Below are 17831 nucleotides of genomic sequence, written 5' to 3'. Positions count from 1 at the left end.
TATGCAGCAAATTCGGACGCCTCCATGGCATCGCGGAGCAGGACGTCGAGGATGCGATATTTCTCAGGGAATGCCTGTTCCCGGCTTTCCGAACGGCCTCATCTTCAAACACTCAGGTGAATGGACGTCTGCTCCGGCATCGAAATCCGGCGCAGGCAGTCGCGCCGCGACCTAGCGCACGTCTATCTCACGATCGAGCAGATGACATCTGGCCTGCGGTTGGCAGCCAACTTACGGATGTTATCGGCTATGTCGCCTACGTCGTTCTGCAATGAAGCTATACTACTTTTACAAGAACATTGCCCCAATTTCAGCAGGATAGTTGAGACATCCATCACTCGGAAGTGTAACGACTTCACCCAATGCTTATAAGGCTTTGATCATATACATGGCGTCGTTCACTATACTCGCAGGAGATAATCGAATTTTAAGCGGATGCCGCCATGCTGATGGCGCGCAGGTGGGAAGCACTATGATCTCTCGTCGGAAAACCGCTCAAATTCAGAAACACGGCCAGCGGTCAGACGCAGAGCAACGCACCTTGGTGAATGACCGGAAAATATCGCCACATTGCATAAAACGGGCATTGTCGACCCCGGCGATCTGGCCAGCGTTTCAGCCGTTGGTGGATATGCAAAGCAGGGCACTCATCGGATTTGAAGTACTGGCGCGCTGGACCGATTCCCAAATGGGCATCATTTCGCCATCGGAGTTTATCCCTATTGCCGAAGCAAACGACCTGATCGATGCTTTGACGAAAAAGATCGTCTCCGAAGCCTGTGAGCAGGCAAATCTCTGGTCGGGAAATTTCGTGCTTGCGATCAATATCTCCGCCGTGCAATTCCGGGATCCGAACTTCTTCGAATTCATCCGCGGCATTGTTCAGGCGACTGGCTTTCCACTAAATCGAATCCATATTGAGATAACGGAAAGCGTTCTGCTTGAAGATGATGAGACCGTACGGTCGACGATCGCTCTGCTGAAATCTGCCGGTATAGGTCTTGCGCTTGACGATTTCGGAACGGGCTTTGCCAGTCTTACCCGATTGCACGCCTTTCCTTTCGACAAACTCAAGATTGACATGAGTTTCGTGCGCTCAATGCAACACGACAACGATAGCCGCAAGATCGTCGCCTCGGTGATCGGGTTAGGCCAAAGCCTTGGTATGGTCGTCGTTGCTGAGGGCGTCGAGACCGAGGAACAGGCGGCGATTCTCCGCCGGTTGGGATGCGATGTCGGACAAGGCTGGCTGTTCGGCAAACCGTTGAATGGGGCTGAAACGGCGCAGTGGCTGACCTGCCATAAACAGCAATCGCTGTCTCCACGTGCCGGGAATGTTTCACTGCTCCAACGCGTTCACCAACTGGACGCTTTGTACAGAGCAGCACCGATGGGCCTATGTTTTCTCGACATGGAATTGCGCTATGTCAGCGTCAACAATCGCTTTGCGGAAATGTTTGGCCTCTGTCCGGATGACTTGATCGGGCAGGAGGTGAACAGCTTCGTGCCTGACCATGACGCGCCTCGCGTCGACAGCGATCTGCGCCGTGTCCTCGCCGGCGAGACCATTGTCGTCAACGAATACCAGCCTGCCGGTAGCGAAAAAGCTTTCCTTGTCATCAATCAGCCTGTCGAGGACGATGGAGGCGAGCAGATCGGTATTTCGGTTACCGCGATCGACATTACCGATCGCAAGGCGATCGAAACCGCGCTTAAGGAAACCGAGGATCATGCCCGGCAGTCGATCGAACTCAGTGCAACTATTCCTTGGTCGAGCGACGCCAAAGGTGTTGTCAATTTCATGGGACCGACACTCGACGGAATGGCTGATAACACCGTTGATCGTATTGCGGACTGGTATCGCCGCATGCATCCGGACGACCGTCTCCGGGTTCGGCAGGAATGGCTTGCATGGTTGCCATCGGGCAAGCCTTTTGAAACGATGTTCCGCATGAGGCTTCACGACGATGCCTGGAGATGGATGCTCAGTCGTGCAAAGCCGCATCGCGATGCCGAAGGCAAGATCGTCAAGTGGTACGGCGTCATCACCGCGGTTACGGCTGAAGAGGGGTTCGAACCCAAAATTGGCCAGTTCCGAACTTCGCTACAGAAGTGGCGGGCGAAGTCGCCGACCGGTAATATGATTGCACCGTGGCGTCCCTCGACAGTGAAGCATGAACTCGATCTGGCGGATTTCGGAAAAGGAAGCGCAGCATCCATCATAGGCCAGGAAGACGTTTTGCCGACGGAATTGTTGGTATCCATGCTCATGCGAATGTTCGAGTCCGCGCCTATCGCGATGTCGATCACGACGAGTGACACGAAAACATCCAGCTATGTTAAGGTCAACGAAGCCTATCTTCGGCTGACCGGCCTGAAGTGGGATGACATCAAGGGCAAAAGGCTCACTTCCGAGGGTGCGGCGATTGACAATCCGGCCCGGGACCGCCGTCACCGGCTGCTTGAAGAAGAAGGCGCCTATGAGTTGGAAGAGGTGGATATCACCTATGCCGACGGCACGATTATTCCGACGCTGATTTCTGCCCAGCGCACCGTAATCGACGGAGTTTCTTTCGATGTCGAGATCATCATCGATGTTTCCGCCCGCGTCAGGCAGCAACGTGAGATCGAGAACGCGCTTAAGACCTCGGCGCGCACCGACGCGCTTTCAGGCCTTCCCAACAGGGCCTGTTTCGATGAAGTCCTCGCCGAGGCGGTCGCTCGCAACCTGCTGAATGATCGCAAGCTCGCCCTCGCATATATCGACCTGAATGATTTTAAGATCGTGAACGATACGATCGGGCATGCGGCTGGCGACGAGGTGCTAAGAACGATCGCCAACAGACTGCGCGAAAATTTTCGCGCCACGGACTTCATTGCAAGGATCGGGGGGGATGAGTTTGTCGTACTGCTCGACATCGACCGGAAGCTCGCCGGCGATTTGCAATCGCATCTCCAGGAGACGATGGAACGCATCTTCAAACCGATACCCATCGACGGGCAAGTGACGTTCACCGGCGCTGCGGTAGGCGTTACGTTCCTGCGGGCAGATGACACCGTGCAATCCTATGTCAAACGCGCGGATGAATATATGTATATCGCTAAGACCACCGGCGAGCGGGTAGCGGTGGTCTGTTTCGGCCAGATTCTCGATCCGTCTACTCTCTCGAGACACACAGCGAAACAAACGCGGCTGTCATAATACTTCACCGGCAAGATGCTGCCCAGCAAACATCTGCCGGGTGCGAAGCAGCATAGCGCACGCCTGCATCGGCTCTGACCGCTTTTTGCAGGCACAGCTGCAGGCGATGATCTCAACTCAGCTGCGCGATAGCCCGCCATGTACCGGAAGCGGGTTTCTGAAAGAAATCGAACGGCCGGCCGCTATTGCACAATCAACGCTCTTGATGAGAATCGAACGTCGGGCCCTGTCATTTCTGATCGGAAATATTACCGCTCTTTCAGAGGCGATTTCTATTCGAATGGACTATTCTCCAGCCGGACACGTCCGCTGGCCGGCCCGAGAGATGAATATCCGCGAGGGCTTCGGCTTGCCGATAATCCACATCGGCGCAAGATGGCGCCCGCTGTCGCGGACGCCATCTTCGAATTGCTGTGTTTTTAAAGCCGGTTCATGCGATATCGCTGACGCTCGGCTTCGATCTGTTCAGGCGTGTAGGGTTCGGCGGACTCGTCGAAGCGGGTCCAGCCCTGTTCCGCATAAAGTGCCCGGCGGGATGCTATGTCGACGGGCCGCGACCGGTTGAGGATTGCTTGAGCTTGCGGCAGCTTTGCCTCGTCGATCCTTGCGGTCACAACCGAACCTCCACGGCGGATGCCTTCCGCATAGACATGCGCCTCCTCTTCCGGGACGCCTTCGCTGATCATCGCTCCAACGATACCTCCAACCGCACCGCCGGCGACAGCCCCGGCTACCGCTCCCGCAGCAGTGGCCGCGAGCCAGCCCGCAGCGACAACAGGGCCGACGCCGGGGATGGCCATCATGCCGAGGCCGGTCAATAGGCCGCCGGCACCGCCGGCCACGGCTCCTACGCCAGCGCCTGTTCCCGCCCCCTCGGCTGCATAGGTACCCTGCCCTTCGACCTCGACACCATTTGCCTTGTTTGTAACGATGCTAATGTCGTCAGATGGGATGCCTGCATCCTCGAGAGCTTTCACCGCCGCCTTGGCGTCGTCATAACTGTCATAAAGTCCGCTGATGGTGCGCATATCGCGTCTCCTTGTTCTCAATTCGTTGTTCTCAGTTCGTTACTTGGCCATGGTGACGTTGCCCTGGAAGTCCAGAGACACGCCTGTGTCCTTGCCGTCCTTTTTGGCTGTCGCTCGCCAAACGCCCTGATCATCCAGCTTGAGACCTGTGACGTCGGTGTAGCCGGCGGCTTCGATACGGGATTTGGCCTGGTCTTCTGTGAAGCTGTTCTTGCCAGCGACTGGCGCTCCCGGGTTCTGACCGGTGTTGACTGCCGGAGTTGTCTGGGTGGTGGACGGTGTCTGGCTCTGGGCCAAGGCTGCCGTCGCCGAAAGAAGAACTGCGGCGGCGAAGATGGATTTCTTCATGGAAGTTTCCTCCTGTTGCAGTAATCGAACACGAGAAAGTGCAATTTGTTCCGCATCTTATGGCGACAGCTGCACTTACGAGGGAGGTGCGCCAAGTTAAAAGGACGGCCGGATCAGTTCCACGGCGCTCGCGAAAGAAAGATTAATCAGCGCGGGCCATGGAACACGTAGATCGACTGGACCGCCCGGAAGCCGTTTACGCAGCCAGAAGTGCTAAATAATGCAGCGCGGTCCGCCCTCATCCCCGCGCCGGCGTCAGTCGTGCATGCTCCGTTCGCGATATTTCATCCTCAAGAAATCTTCAGTTCGCCGATCGGATTTTCACGATCCTACCGTTTCCTGCCGACGCCGATCTGCGACCGATCCGCAGCGACGAAACACCGTCCGAATCGCAGGTCGCTCGATGCCACCGCCCCGTAACGATCGCTCCCGTATCGCGTTTGCGAACATAAGTCGGCTTATGTTTCTGCCTGATCGAAATCGACGATCTGCTGCTATGGCCATGGTCTTAATGTCTCGTGAAGTCAGCGAAAATTGCCTACCCCGTCGACCAATCGGGGAACAAAATCTCTCGAGCGCGGTTGCAATCTTGTAAGTTCATCCTTGGAGGATTTCAAAATGGGTCGAGGTATTCTGCTCTGGCTTCTTGGTATTCCGCTGCCGATCGTCATTCTTCTCGTTCTTTTCATGCGGTAGGAGGGTTCCATGTCCTCTGTCGAAGACGCTCCTGCTGGAGCCACTCCTATCGAATCCTCGAAGCCCGCGATTGTCTGGGGGCCAATCATAGGCGGTGCTCTTGCTGCGACTGGCACTGCCCTTATTCTTCTGCTGCTCGGCTCAGGCGTCGGCCTGACGATGGTGTCTCCCTGGTCTGGCCAAAGCAGCTCGGCGGCTACCCTCGGCATCACCGCCGCCATCTGGCTGGTGGTCGTTCAATGGTTGTCCTCGGCTATCGGCGGTTATCTAACTGGCCGACTGCGCACCAAATGGGTTGAAGTCCACTCCGATGAGGTCTTTTTCCGCGACACCGCGCATGGCTTTCTAAGCTGGGCACTGGCGACCGTGTTCGTAGCGGGATTTCTCGCCTCTTCGTTGACCTCTCTGGCAGGAACGACGGTGAATGCCACGACGCAGGTGGCGAAGACGGCTGCGAGTGCTGCTGCCTCCGCGGGACAGGCAGGCGATCAGGACTCGACAGCCTATTTCACCGATGCGCTGCTCAGGCCCGCGAAGGCGGCAACCTCCGCCCAATCCGACGATCGCGCGGCGGCGGCAAAGGAGATCACCGCTATTCTCCTGCAAGGTGCCGCTACAGGGCAGATTTCGGACGCAGACAAGTCCTATGTTGCGACCGTGGTTTCCGCGCGCACCGGCCTTTCCGAAGCGGATGCCCGCAACCGCGTCGATTCGGTGCTCAAGCAGATCGACGATGCAAAGACAGCAGCGAAAGCGGCGGCTGATAAAGCTAGAAAGACAGCTGCGACAACCGCTCTGATCGGATCGCTGTCGCTGTTGGTCGGCGCATTTATTGCTTCTGCAGCCGCAGCGCTTGCCGGTCGTCAGCGGGATGAAGAGGAAGACTTTACTGTTGGAGCAGCTCGGACGCGTCGATGATCGATGCGTCCGGCGATCGCCGAACAGAAGGGCTCGATTTTCATTCCCGAGCCCTTTCAGGCATCAAAGGCACATCAGGGCGTGAGCGTGCCAGGCGGCGGCGTTCATGTGCCTGATCCCATATTGAAACGTCATCCCACAGGAGCTGATGGCTTTACATGCCAAAGCGTTCAAGGCGAGGCGTGAGATCCGCTTTTATGTGGGAGAACAGGAGATGCGAGCAACCCTCCCGAGCCTCTGCGCCGCTTTCATAGCAAGCATGTATTTTCGAAGTTATTTCGGAATCGTCGGTCCCCCGCTTTCTCAAGAGCTCAAGCTCGATCCAGCAGAGTTCGGCTACCTCGCCTCGGCCTTTTTTACATCTTTTTCCCTCCTGCAGATACCCGTCGGGCTCGCATTCGACCGATGGGGCGTTCGCTGGCCAATGTGCTTGATGATGACCGCGGGAGCGGGCGGCTCGGCAATGGTCGCAAGTGCAATGACCTTCTGGTGGTCGGCCCTCGGCCAGCTTCTGATCGGTGTCGGGTGTGCGCCGGTCTTTATGGGAGTGCTCTATTTTCTCGGCGTGTCGGAACCTCCGGAGCGCGCTGGGCGCCTTGCTACGATCGTGAGTTCCGTAGGATCCGTGGGAGCGCTTCTTTCAGCGTCGCCTTTATCGTGGTTCAGTGAACGGTTCGGATGGCGGTCGGCATGCTGGTCGGCAGCCCTATTGATGTTCCTCAGCGCGCTGGCGATCGGCTTTGTTCTACGCGCCAAGGCACCGGCTGAAACGGCAAGTGAAAAAGATGGTGGGCGATGGAAGCCCGCATCTCTACTCTACCTTCTGCCGATTTGTTTTACCCTTTCGCTGGGCGGTACATTTCGCAACGCTTGGGCGAGCCCCTATCTCACCGGAGTATTCGGAACCGGCACAAACGTCGGGGCGGCGCTCACCGCAGTCAGCATCTTCGCGATAGCGACGTCGTTCGCACTGCCCGTCGTCCTTACCAGATGTACCGGCCGCGCAGTGGTGATCGCGGCGCTGGCCGCCGGGGTTGCATGCGCACTCGTTCTGAGCGCCTCTCCAGGCAACGGGCTCGCAACCGCCTGCGCGGGGCTGGCAGTCCTCTACGCCATCGGAAATATTCATCCGATCGTAATGACGGAGGCTCAGGCATTTTTGCCTTCAGGCTTGCGCGGCGTCGGTCTGGGCGCGCTGAACACTCTCGTCTTTCTAGGTGTGTCGGTCTCATCCTCCGTCTTCGGGGCCATTGCCAATGTCGGGCTGCCGCCGGAGAGTACTTACCGGCTGATATTCGCTTCCACAGCGTTGATGCTTGGATTCGCATTAGCGATTTACGCTATTTTCGGTCAGGTGACCCGCCCCGCTCCAGGAATCTCGAAAGCCAGCGAGTAGGCCCACATCACATAAGGCGCGAAGCGCCCTTGGCTCAATCAGAACGAGAAGCTAACAAATCGACGTAGCCGGCAAGCTTTCTTCGCCTGAAACCGGATGGGAGGGCATCGACATCGTGTCCTCACAAGATACACGCGGTAACGCTGGCGCGACAGGAATCGCCGTGCGATCCGCCAATCCGGCGAGACCTTGCGTCCGGCCGGATTGGCTTGCGGAGTCTCATTTACCCCATCATCTGCTTGCATTATCAGGCATGATAGCGGTCGCGTCGTTTGGAATTATTCAGTCAGCGGATTCGCGCTCCTAGGGGAACTTCATCCTAAAATGGCGTGATCCGATCGAAGCTGACAGTTAGACTCGGCTCCATGCCCGAAGTGATCAGATTGCGGATGATAAACATGTCGCTGATGCTGCCCAAGGTATTGTAAGCGAAGGCACGAAGGCGACTGCGGATCCTCCCTCTTTCATGATAAAACCGGGAGCGCCGTTGATTTCCGCGTTGCACCGCTCATCGCGCGCCTACCCCACCGCCATGAGATAAGCCAGATAAAGATGATCGCCGACCCACGGACTGAGCTCATGAACACGGAAGCATTCTTCGCCAAAATCCGGACCTATACCCATCTGTCAGAAAAAGCCGTGCTGGCCTGGTCATCACTCCTGAGGCCGAGGCGCTACAGCAAGGACGAGCCCTTCATTCGCGCGGGCGACGTACCGACGACCTACGCCTTCGTCGTCGAAGGCCTGCTGTGCCAGCACTATGTCGGCCGTGACGGCGACCTGATCATTAAAACCTTCTTTCCTGAGAACCGCATTGCCGCTTCCGTCAGCGCGACCTTGCTCGGTGAGCCCAGCCTGTTCACGATCACGGCCATCGAGCCCAGCACCGTTCTCGAATATGACTTCGCGGCTTTCAAGTCGCTCGTCAGCGACTTCCCCGACATTGCCGCCTTTTACATCAGCTATATGGAACGCCATTGGATCATCGAGAAAGAGCCGGGCGAGATTGCATTTCGGCACGACGACGCGATGCAGCGCTATATCGATTTCATCCGCGGGGAGCCGGAACTGCATAAGCGCTTGAAGCAGCATCACATCGCCGCATGGTTGGGCATCACCCCGGAAAGCCTCAGCCGGCTGCGAAAGACAATCGCCATCACAAGGCCCGACAGAGGCTGACGCGATTTCTTACCAAATATCAATTCTTTCGCGACGGGATTGCTGCATTTCTGTCGGGCAAGCAATCACCGTGACGGTCACGGCGAGGCATCAACCGTCGGATATCGACCTCGGATCAGGCCATATCCCGCGCGCAAAGGAACCTAAAATGACCAAGATGATTTTTGTGAACCTGCCGGTGACGGATCTGGCCCGGGCCAAGGCCTTCTACGAGGCCCTGGGATTTGCCAATAACGCGCGGTTCAGCGACGATAACTCGGCCTGTATGGCGGTGAGCGAGACGATCAACGTCATGCTTCTAACCCGTGAAAAGTGGAGCGGTTTCACCAGCCGTCCGATCCCGCCGGCAACGTCCAGCGAAGTGATGCTGGCCATTTCCTGCGATAGCCGCGAGGCCGTCGACCAAATGAATGATACCGCCGCCGCACATGGCGGGCAAGCTGACATCAATCCGAAACAGGATCTCGGCTTCCTCTACAACCGCAATCTCGCCGATCCGGACGGACATGTCTGGGAGGCAGTATGGGTAGATCCGGGCGCAATGCCGGCCGGTGGCTGATCTCGTATGGGCGCGCGGTATCCGCCTCAAAGTACCGCCGCCACCTTCACTGTGGGCTGCGCCGAGCGCGTCTGAGAACGCGTGAAGACGTTCCTATAGCCATGGCACAGCCTCAACCCTTCAGGCAGGCGTCAGTCAATTCGGGCATCCCATCGAGAAACGATAGGAGGCCAAATGTACAAACTCGACGCCGCCATTACCGGATGGATCAACAGCCTAGCCGGAAACAGCCTTCTCGACCATGTCGTGATCACCATCTCCAACGTCGGTGTCCCATTGCTCATTCTGGCCGTCGCCGCCCAATGGTGGACCGGCTCCGAGCGGACAAAAACGCGCCATATCCTCATCGCTGCCGGCCTGACCTTTTTGATTGGGTTGGGAATTAACCAGATAATTTTGCTTTTTGATCAGCGCATCCGCCCTTATGATGCTGGGATTACACGCCTTCTGATCTCGCCCAGCAGCGATCCCTCATTTCCATCCGATCATGCGACGGCGAGCTTTGCGATTGCCGCAGCCTTCCTGATCCACAATCTGCCGAGACGCGGTCTCTTTTTCCTTCTGGCCGCAATTCTCGTGTCCTTCTCGCGCGTTTATATCGGCACGCACTACGTCAGCGACGTCATCGGCGGCGCGCTGACGGCAACCGTCGCGGCAATCATCGTCAAAACCCTCTACAGGCCGGAAACACGCGTCGACCGCTTTATCACGGGCATTCTCTAATCCTAGATTCCGCAGGAGGAATTGGGGCGACGATAGCACGCCCCAATCCATCAAGCAGTCGCCTGAAGGTTTGCCTATGACTGAAGTCTGTCTTCTTTGGCACCCATCCGCGGGGCAGTTTAGTTAAACCTCCGGCAGATCAGATGGAACAACTTACCCTGACGGCGATTTCTCAGTTATGGCCAATACGCGCTGTTACTTTGCGATCTCGATCATTTGGACGTTATGGTATCCGACGGTCGCCGCCGCGATAACCGCACAAGATGTGAATACCGCTTCCATTTCGTCCATACAGATCGAAGCGCCAAGCGCCAAGCCCGAGAATCCTGACGCGGTGATCGTAAAGCTCCAGATTCTGCTAGATCGAGCCGGCGCTTCACCGGGCGCGATCGACGGCTTTCGCGGCGAGAACCTCAACAAGGCAATTGCGGGGTTTGAAGCTTTGCAAGGACTTCCCGTTGATGGAAAACCCGATCCCGCCGTGATCGGGCGGCTCGATGACCAAATCCCGGTCGTTCAGAGTTATTCCATAACGGCGGACGACGGAAAGGACCTTGTACCGAGCATTCCCAAGGACTACGCTCTGCAGGCAAAGATGCAGCATCTTGGTTATACGAGCATTGCCGAGAAATTGGCCGAACGTTTCCATATGAGCGTTGCCCTCCTCAAGGCGCTCAATCCGACCGCTTCCTTCACTCCCGGTGAAACAATCTCGACTGCGGTGCCTGGTGCCCCAAAGAGCGGCGTGGTCAAACGGATCGAGGTCCATAGAAAATTGGGCCAGGTATTTGCATTTGCAGAAGACGGGTCTTTGTTGGCGGTCTACCCGGCCACGATCGGCAGCGAGGAATCACCGTCTCCCTCCGGCAAGCACAAGGTCAAAGGTGTCGCGCGATTGCCGACATACACCTACAATCCGAAGATCAACTTTCAGCAAGGTCATAACAAGAAAATATTAAAGCTGCCGAGCGGGCCGAATAATCCCGTCGGCACAGTCTGGATTGATTTGACAGAACCCACTTACGGAATCCACGGAACGCCGGATCCAGAACTCATCGGCAAGGTCGGCTCTCATGGGTGCGTCCGCCTGACAAACTGGGATGTAGAAGAGCTCGCGGGAATGGTGAAGCCGGGCGTAATTGTCGAATTCGTCGACTGAACGTCAGCCGGCATCCTCGTTGCCAAGTATGGTTAGCGACAACGGCGGTGCGCGAGAGCTTGGCCAGCGAATCTCGCTTCGGGATTGAGTGAGACAGCACCCTAAACCGAAGGCCAATGGCGGCCGAGATCTGTTTCATTTGAAGGTTTCTGCTATATTTGAAGCGTTTGGGGGCTGTGCAACGGGGATATGAACCGATGAATAGCAAGGATCGCGATTCTTTTCTAAGCTCCCGGCGAAACCTCAAGATGGCACGTTCACCCGAAGCCTATATTCGTGGAACAACGAAGTTGTTTTATGAGTGGCTGGACCGATGTGCACAGTCCATCCCAAACGGACCTCCCATATGGATTTGCGGCGATTGTCATATGGGCAACCTCGGCGCCCTGGCGGACGGCGATGGTGACGTTGCTATTCAGATCCGCGATTTTGATCAAACAGTCATTGGCAATCCTGCACATGACCTCATTCGCCTTGGCCTTTCGCTTGCCTCGACTGCCCGTGGTTCAGACCTGCCCGGCGTCACAACTGCGAGGATGCTGGACGCGCTTGTTGGCGGATACGAGACCGCGTGTGTGGAAGATACCGCAAGCACTCCGCGCCTCCGGCCGCCCAAGGACATTAAAAAACTCGTGAAGCACTCCCTTCACCGGCGGTGGAAAAACCTAGCAATGGAGAACTTTCAAACCAAACGCCCTCTCCTTCCCCGCAACAAGCGGCTCTGGCCGCTGCACAGGGATGAGCGGCGCGCGGTGATGGCACTTTGCAAGGACGAGGAATTAGAGAGAGTGGTAGCCTCATCTCAGGGATCGACGACCTTCGATCCAAAGGTTCTCGACGCTGCCTACTGGATCAAAGGCTGCAGTTCCCTTGGCCACCTTCGATGCGCGGTTTTGGTTCGAAATGGCAAGCGCGGACCGGTTTCGTTGCTGGATATCAAGGAGGCGGTGGCCGCTGCCGCTCCGTCGGCTGCCGGCGCAGAAATGCCCCAGGACCATGCCGAGCGGGTCCTGACCGGAGCCAAAGCGCTGTCGCCCAATCTTGGCGACCGCATGGTGGCGTCGAAGGTCATGGGAACGGCCGTATTCATTCGCGAGATTACGCCGCAGGACATGAAAATTGAGGTCAACCGTCTTGCTGGAGATGAGATCCAGGCGATCGCGCATTATCTCGGGGGAGTGGTGGGACACGCGCATGGTCGACAGATGGATAGGCAGGTATGGCGATCTTGGGCGACCGGGCTTGCTCGCGCGCGGAAAAAACACGCAGACACGCCCTCATGGCTTTGGTCGAGTGTGATCGATCTCCTGTCCATCCACGACAAGGCTTATCTCGAGCATTGCCGGCAATTTGCGTTGGGGCATCACTGACAGCTCTGACGATCCGACGATGAGCGCTTCCCTCATCACCAGTCGCGCCTGCCCCGCAAAGGACTTCGATGAGATCATCGAAGGCGTCCTCACCAAGTCCGGTTGGTGGCGCGGCACGTCTCGAAACGAGCGGAATACAGCGCCACGGAACCTTCATCCGGAATGACGCTTAACGTGGATGGGAAGAGTGAAGCCGCAGTTTACGCTTTCGCCCTTTCCAAAAAAAGGGAAGACAGGTGTCACTGGCCGATAAGACAAAAACCGCATTGGATGAATTGCGCATGCTGATGTTGGGTGCGCAAATCCTACTCGGCTTTCAATTCCACGCGCCGTTTCAGGAGACTTTCACCGAATTGAGCTTCCTCGAGAAAGTCGTGGAAGTGATCGTCCTTTGCATCATGGTCCTGATCATTGCACTCCTGATTACACCGAGTGCGCACCATAGGATTGTAGGGCGCGGAGAAGCGACGCCTGAGTTCAACAAATTCGTCACGCGGACGTCTCTTTCCACGCTTGCTCCATTCGCCGTCGCACTCGGTTTAGATATCGGCGTTGCCATAAGCCGGGGCCTGGGGGCGACGACTGGGATTGCGGTTGGATCCCTCGCGGGCCTCGTGGCGGCCGGCTTGTGGTACGGGCCGTTCCTTCGCGCCCGCAACGGAGATATCAATATGACGACTTCAGACGAAAAAACGCCCACCGCCGCCAAGATCGATTATGTGTTGACGGAAGCCCGTGTTGTGCTGCCCGGCGCACAGGCCTTGCTGGGCTTCCAGCTTGCAATTGTACTCACGCACGGCTTTGCAGAACTCGGCGTCCCGGCAAAAATGCTTCATTGCATCGCGCTGGGTTCGGTCACTTTTGCGATCATCCTCCTGGTGACACCTCCGGCGTATCATCGTATCGTTTACGATGGCGCACCGGTCGCGGAGTTCTACCAAATTGCGAGCCGCTTCCTGCTTGCTGCAACGATCTTTCTGGCGCTGGGTTTGGCGGCCGATATAGATGTCGTGATAGGCAAGGCTATCGGAAATCATATCCTTGCCAATGTAACGGCCGCGATCGCTCTTCTCGTATTGATCGGATTGTGGCACCTCTGGCCATGGTGGAAACGGCTTCGTCAGAGCCGACGTTCAGCCGGATGACGACACTTTAGCGGCGTCCGGGACGTCGCGAGCGGGCTGCGCGCAAAGGAGATCATCAAGACGGCTGGTCGACGCGCTGAAGTTCGAAGAAGTAGATCCGTGCGTCGCCTCTGATCGTCATCGCGCCCATGAGCCGCAGTTCATCGAGCCGGCGAAAATAGTCGATGATCGGTTGATGGTCATAGACCATCGCGGCGCTTTCGACACCCTCAAATGCCAGGGTTTTCACCGCTGCGACCGGCCCCTTCGCTCGAAGCCGGCGCTGAAGATAGGAAAGCAGGTTTCTCGCCATCCGAGTCCGGCCGAGCCGATCGAAACGCAGCGCCCAGTGAAGCGGTATCCATTTCGGATCAATGGCCGTGAGCCGGTGTTCGCCTGAGCGAAACAGCAGGGCATCGGCGCGCATATCGGTCATGAAGCGCTTGCCGTACCAGCCGAGATTTTCGAGCACGCCGTCAAACGGATGGTTCGCCGGTATGCCGCGCCCCTTCCACAAGCCGACGAGCTCGCGCGGCGCGATCGGCGGCAGGTGCTGAAATTGCTCAAGCACTGTCTGCTGGTCGTTCACTGGCTCGCTTGTCCTTTTGCTTGCGCTCTTTGGCTCTGGCGTCGCGCCGGGCGTTGCGCAGCTCTTCAAGCGTCGGTATCCACCAGCCGCGATAGCGTTCGCCTTGCCCCGGAGGTGCGCGCGCCGGCCACGTCGTCACCAATTCTTCCAGCGTGCCGCGCCGCCACGATATCCAGACATAATCCTCACCATCCGCAGCGGCAAAGTAGAAAGCGGCAACCGTCGTCGGATCCGCGAGTTCGCCGTCGGTCCTGGTAAAGAAAACGACCCCTACATGCGTGCCGATCGCACGGTCGAAGGGCGGCGGATCGTCGGCCGGAACAGGATATCGCGTCCGCCGGCGCTCCCTCATCCTCCCCTTGGACAGCTCCTCTTCCTCCGTCCCTTTAATTGCCTCGCGCCTTGCGCGCCGAGCATCCGGCTCGCTGCGCTTGGCGGCCGCCTCTATGACCGGCCAGCGTTGGCGCAGTTCTGCAAACGAGCGGTACGGCACCGTCCAGAGGCGGCGGTCGGCATCCCAGCGGGCAAGCGGAATCCCACGGATTTCATCGATAACGGCGCGAGAGTAGGGTGTTCGGATCTGGAGCGTCGCGGGCGCCGCCTCCAGGTATCGGCTTTCAATTGGCTCGAAGGCATAGGCATCCCTGCCCTTGTCGTCGGCGAACCTGTCCGCTTCGGCCTCCATCTCGGCCAACCAGCGGCCAATGCGTTTTTGGGCGGTGCGGCCGGGCACGAACCAGGCATTGTGCCGGTCGCTCCACCGAGCACGCGGGAACGCCTGCCGAAAGCGCTCAACCGTTATACGGTCGTGCGGCAGATCGGCGGTTGCCCCCTCGCGCGCGGGTGGCTCGGTCGTGTCCTGTGTTGCTTCGGCCATCTGACTCGCCTGAAGATCGTCCTGTGGGATTACGCTGCACGTCGTGTTTTCCCGAGGCGCTTGATCGCCTGCTCCAGCGGTCGCTCGCCGTCACAATAATCCTGCCAGGCCGAGCTCTTGGCAAGCAGCGCCGGTACCGTTCGGATCGTAAATCGTTTCGGGTCGAGATCGGCCTTTACCTGCGTCCATGTGAGGGGCATCGAGACCGTGGCACCCGGACGTGCGCGCGGCGACAAGGGAGCGACGGCGGTCGCCATGCGATCGTTGCGCAGATAATCGAGGAAGATCCGGCCGCCCCGAAGGCTCTTGGTCATCTTGATGAGGTAGAGATCGGGATTGTCGCGCGCCATATCCTGACAGAGATCGTGTGCAAAACCTTTTGCCTCGGCCCAGGTCAGAGCCTTGCGCTTGTTGACGGCAAGCGGAGTGACGACATGCAGACCCTTGCCGCCCGTGGTCTTGCAGAAACTGACGAGACCGAGCTCCTCGAGCCGGTCGCGCATCTCGCGCGCCGCGGCAACAACGCTCGCAAACGGCACATCGGGCCCGGGATCGAGATCGAACACCAGACGTCCAGGCACTTCCGGTTTGCCCGGCTGGCAATTCCATGGATGCAGTTCGATACCGCCGATCTGGGCAATAGCGGCCAACCCCTCGATCCGGTCGATCTGCAGGTATGGCTTCTTGTCGCCGAACACTTTCACCAGTTCGAGAAGATTGGAGGTGCCGGGCATCGCATGCCGCTGGAAGAACTGCTCTCCCTCGATACCATCCGGTGCGCGAATGATCGAACATGGCCGGCCCTTAATATGCTCGATGAGCCAGGCGCCGACAGCTTCATGATAGCGCGCCAGCTTTTCCTTCGTGACAGGCTCTCCGTCACCGGCGTCCGGCCACAACGGCTTGTCAGGATTGGAAATGAGAACTCCCATGACTTCGGCCTTCGCACCTTTGCGACGGACAAGCTTATGTGTGGCGGCTGCGACAGGTTCAGCGGTCTCGGTCTTGCCCGGCGATGCCGGCTTTTCGGCCTCGACCTCCTTTGCCGGCTTGTCCTCGCGCAAACCCTTGAAAGCGGCCTGCCGGACGAGACCGTCCGCGGTCCAGCCCTCGAATTCGATTTCGGCGACAAGCTCCGGCTTTGTCCAGACCACTTCCCCCTGCTTCTTCGGAGCACCACCTGTAAACGGCGATTTCGCCGTCTCCAGTGCCTTCAGTCTCGGAAGCAGCGTCTCCACTTTCTTGGCGCCATAGCCGGTGCCGACGCGTCCGACATAGACAAACTGGCTCCCACGGTGGACACCGACCAGCAACGAGCGGAACTTGCCGTTGGTCTTGGCATAACCACCGATCACCACTTCATGGCCCGCCCGGCACTTCGATTTCACCCAGCTTTCGGTGCGGCCCGACTGATAGGGTGCATCCATCTGCTTGGAGACGATGCCTTCGAGCGACAGCTTGCAGGCGGAGCGGAGTACCGCATCGCCGCCGGTTTCGAAATGTTCGACATAGCGGATGCGGGGATCGTCATTCGCCTCGGCCAGAAGATTTTGCAGCCGTTCCTTCCGCTCGACCAGGGGCATCGAGCGCAAGTCCTCGCCGCCATCGAACAGCAGATCGAACGCGAAATAAACGAGGTCATCCGTTTTGCCTTCCGACAGAGCTGCCTGCAGCGCGGCAAAATCCGGTGCGCCGTGCTCATCGAGCGCGCAGATCTCGCCATCGATAATGCAGTCGGGAAGTTCGGACGCCGACTTGGCGATCTCGGGATATTTTCCGGTCCAGTCGAGGCCCTTGCGCGTCTTCAGCGTTACCGCGCTGTCGACAACGCGCATCTGGATGCGGTAGCCATCGAACTTGATTTCATGCAGCCAATCATTGCCAGCGGGTGGTCGAGCAACTCTTTCACACAGTTGCGGATCGACGAAGTCAGGCAGATCGGCGGGGTTGGAGGTCGCGACATCCTTGCGCGGCCGCTTTTTGCGCTCGTCGGCTGCGAGGCCGTGCTTGCTGTCCCAGACCGCATCTGCCTCCACATCTGCATTCGCCATCATGAAGGGCCGTGGTTTGCGGCCCGTGCCCTCTGCGATTTGCTGCATGCTGCGGCCAGAGGCAACCGAGATAGCATTCTCCTCCAGAACGGCGGCGCCGTTCTCCTCCACCGAATAGTCATCATGATGCTTGATCAGCAGCCAGTTGGTTCGCTTGCCGCCGTCCCGATCCTTGCGCATCCGGACCAGGACGAAACTGCCATGCAGGCGCTTGCCGTCCAGCGTGAACTTGAAGTCACCCTTTCTCAACGCTTCCTCGGGCGAGGCGCTGCCTTCCGGCTCCCAATAGCCGCGGTCCCAGAGCATCACCGTGCCGCCGCCATACTGGCCCTTGGGGATTGTACCTTCGAAATCGCCGTAGTCGAGCGGGTGGTCCTCCACTTCGACGGCCAGCCGCTTGTCGCGCGGATCCAGCGATGGTCCCTTCGTCACCGCCCAGGACTTGAAGACGCCGTTAAGTTCCAGGCGGAGATCATAATGCAGCCGTGTGGCATCATGCTTTTGAATGACGAAACGCCGGCGGTTCGAGGGTTTGACATGCGTCTCCCCGCTCGGTTCGCTGGTTTTCTGGAAGTCGCGCTTGGCACGGTATTTCGAAAGAGTGTCGGCCAT

Annotated in this window: 14 protein-coding genes; 9 read left to right on the top strand and 5 right to left on the bottom strand. The window is 58.1% G+C overall.

Annotation, left to right across the window (positions count from 1 at the left end):
- The first annotated feature begins 388 nt into the window (after positions 1–388).
- Positions 389–3202 (top strand): EAL domain-containing protein, encoded by a 2814-nt coding sequence (locus tag C7U61_RS04680; RefSeq protein ID WP_146143945.1) that lies wholly within the window; start codon positions 389–391, stop codon positions 3200–3202.
- Between the two features lie 419 nt (positions 3203–3621).
- Here the strand turns inward: C7U61_RS04680 and C7U61_RS04675 are convergent, their stop codons facing one another.
- Together C7U61_RS04675 and C7U61_RS04670 are read right to left on the bottom strand one after the other, a co-directional pair.
- Positions 3622–4230, bottom strand: coding sequence for a general stress protein (locus C7U61_RS04675; protein WP_106996999.1), 609 nt, complete (start codon positions 4228–4230; stop codon positions 3622–3624).
- Positions 4231–4269: 39 nt separating this feature from the next.
- Positions 4270–4578, bottom strand: a complete 309-nt coding sequence (locus C7U61_RS04670) for a hypothetical protein (RefSeq protein WP_106996998.1) — start codon at positions 4576–4578, stop codon at positions 4270–4272.
- 705 nt (positions 4579–5283) lie between these two features.
- Here C7U61_RS04670 and C7U61_RS04665 point away from each other — a divergent pair.
- The 8 genes from C7U61_RS04665 (at position 5284) to C7U61_RS04630 (ending at position 13723) form a co-directional block, all read left to right on the top strand.
- Positions 5284–6192, top strand: a complete 909-nt coding sequence (locus tag C7U61_RS04665; RefSeq protein ID WP_106996997.1) for a hypothetical protein — start codon at positions 5284–5286, stop codon at positions 6190–6192.
- Positions 6193–6340: 148 nt separating this feature from the next.
- On the top strand, positions 6341–7588 hold the full coding sequence (locus C7U61_RS04660; protein ID WP_245410740.1) for an MFS transporter: 1248 nt from the start codon (positions 6341–6343) through the stop codon (positions 7586–7588).
- 579 nt (positions 7589–8167) lie between these two features.
- Positions 8168–8767 carry a Crp/Fnr family transcriptional regulator gene (locus C7U61_RS04655; protein ID WP_106997031.1) on the top strand — a complete coding sequence of 200 codons (600 nt, stop codon included), beginning with the start codon at positions 8168–8170 and terminating at the stop codon, positions 8765–8767.
- A gap of 148 nt (positions 8768–8915) precedes the next feature.
- A complete protein-coding gene (locus C7U61_RS04650) occupies positions 8916–9326 on the top strand; it encodes a VOC family protein (protein WP_106996996.1) in 411 nt (136 codons plus the stop codon).
- A 174-nt stretch (positions 9327–9500) separates the two neighbouring features.
- Complete coding sequence (locus C7U61_RS04645) at positions 9501–10049, top strand: phosphatase PAP2 family protein (protein ID WP_106996995.1); 549 nt, start codon at positions 9501–9503, stop codon at positions 10047–10049.
- A gap of 178 nt (positions 10050–10227) precedes the next feature.
- A complete protein-coding gene (locus C7U61_RS04640) occupies positions 10228–11208 on the top strand; it encodes a L,D-transpeptidase (protein ID WP_106996994.1) in 981 nt (326 codons plus the stop codon).
- Positions 11209–11405: 197 nt separating this feature from the next.
- Positions 11406–12578, top strand: coding sequence for a DUF2252 family protein (locus C7U61_RS04635; RefSeq protein WP_106996993.1), 1173 nt, complete (start codon positions 11406–11408; stop codon positions 12576–12578).
- A 236-nt stretch (positions 12579–12814) separates the two neighbouring features.
- Positions 12815–13723 (top strand): DUF6328 family protein, encoded by a 909-nt coding sequence (locus C7U61_RS04630; protein WP_146143944.1) that lies wholly within the window; start codon positions 12815–12817, stop codon positions 13721–13723.
- A gap of 55 nt (positions 13724–13778) precedes the next feature.
- Here C7U61_RS04630 and C7U61_RS04625 read toward each other — a convergent pair whose 3' ends face one another.
- From C7U61_RS04625 to ligD, 3 genes are read right to left on the bottom strand one after another with little or no spacing between them, the layout of a single operon-like run.
- Complete coding sequence (locus C7U61_RS04625; protein WP_106996991.1) at positions 13779–14291, bottom strand: DUF4334 domain-containing protein; 513 nt, start codon at positions 14289–14291, stop codon at positions 13779–13781.
- Positions 14266–15168 (bottom strand): hypothetical protein, encoded by a 903-nt coding sequence (locus C7U61_RS04620; protein ID WP_106996990.1) that lies wholly within the window; start codon positions 15166–15168, stop codon positions 14266–14268. The genes C7U61_RS04625 and C7U61_RS04620 overlap by 26 nt, the downstream gene beginning before the upstream one ends.
- A 29-nt stretch (positions 15169–15197) precedes the next feature.
- Positions 15198–17831: a DNA ligase D gene (gene ligD, locus C7U61_RS04615; protein ID WP_106996989.1), complete on the bottom strand. Its 2634-nt coding sequence runs from the start codon at positions 17829–17831 to the stop codon at positions 15198–15200.

Origin of the sequence: Rhizobium sp. JAB6 (genome assembly GCF_003024605.1) — a bacterium.
Taxonomy (GTDB): domain Bacteria; phylum Pseudomonadota; class Alphaproteobacteria; order Rhizobiales; family Rhizobiaceae; genus Rhizobium.
The sequence above is the reverse complement of the archived record's forward strand: the minus strand, read 5'-3'. Positions and strand labels throughout refer to the sequence as shown.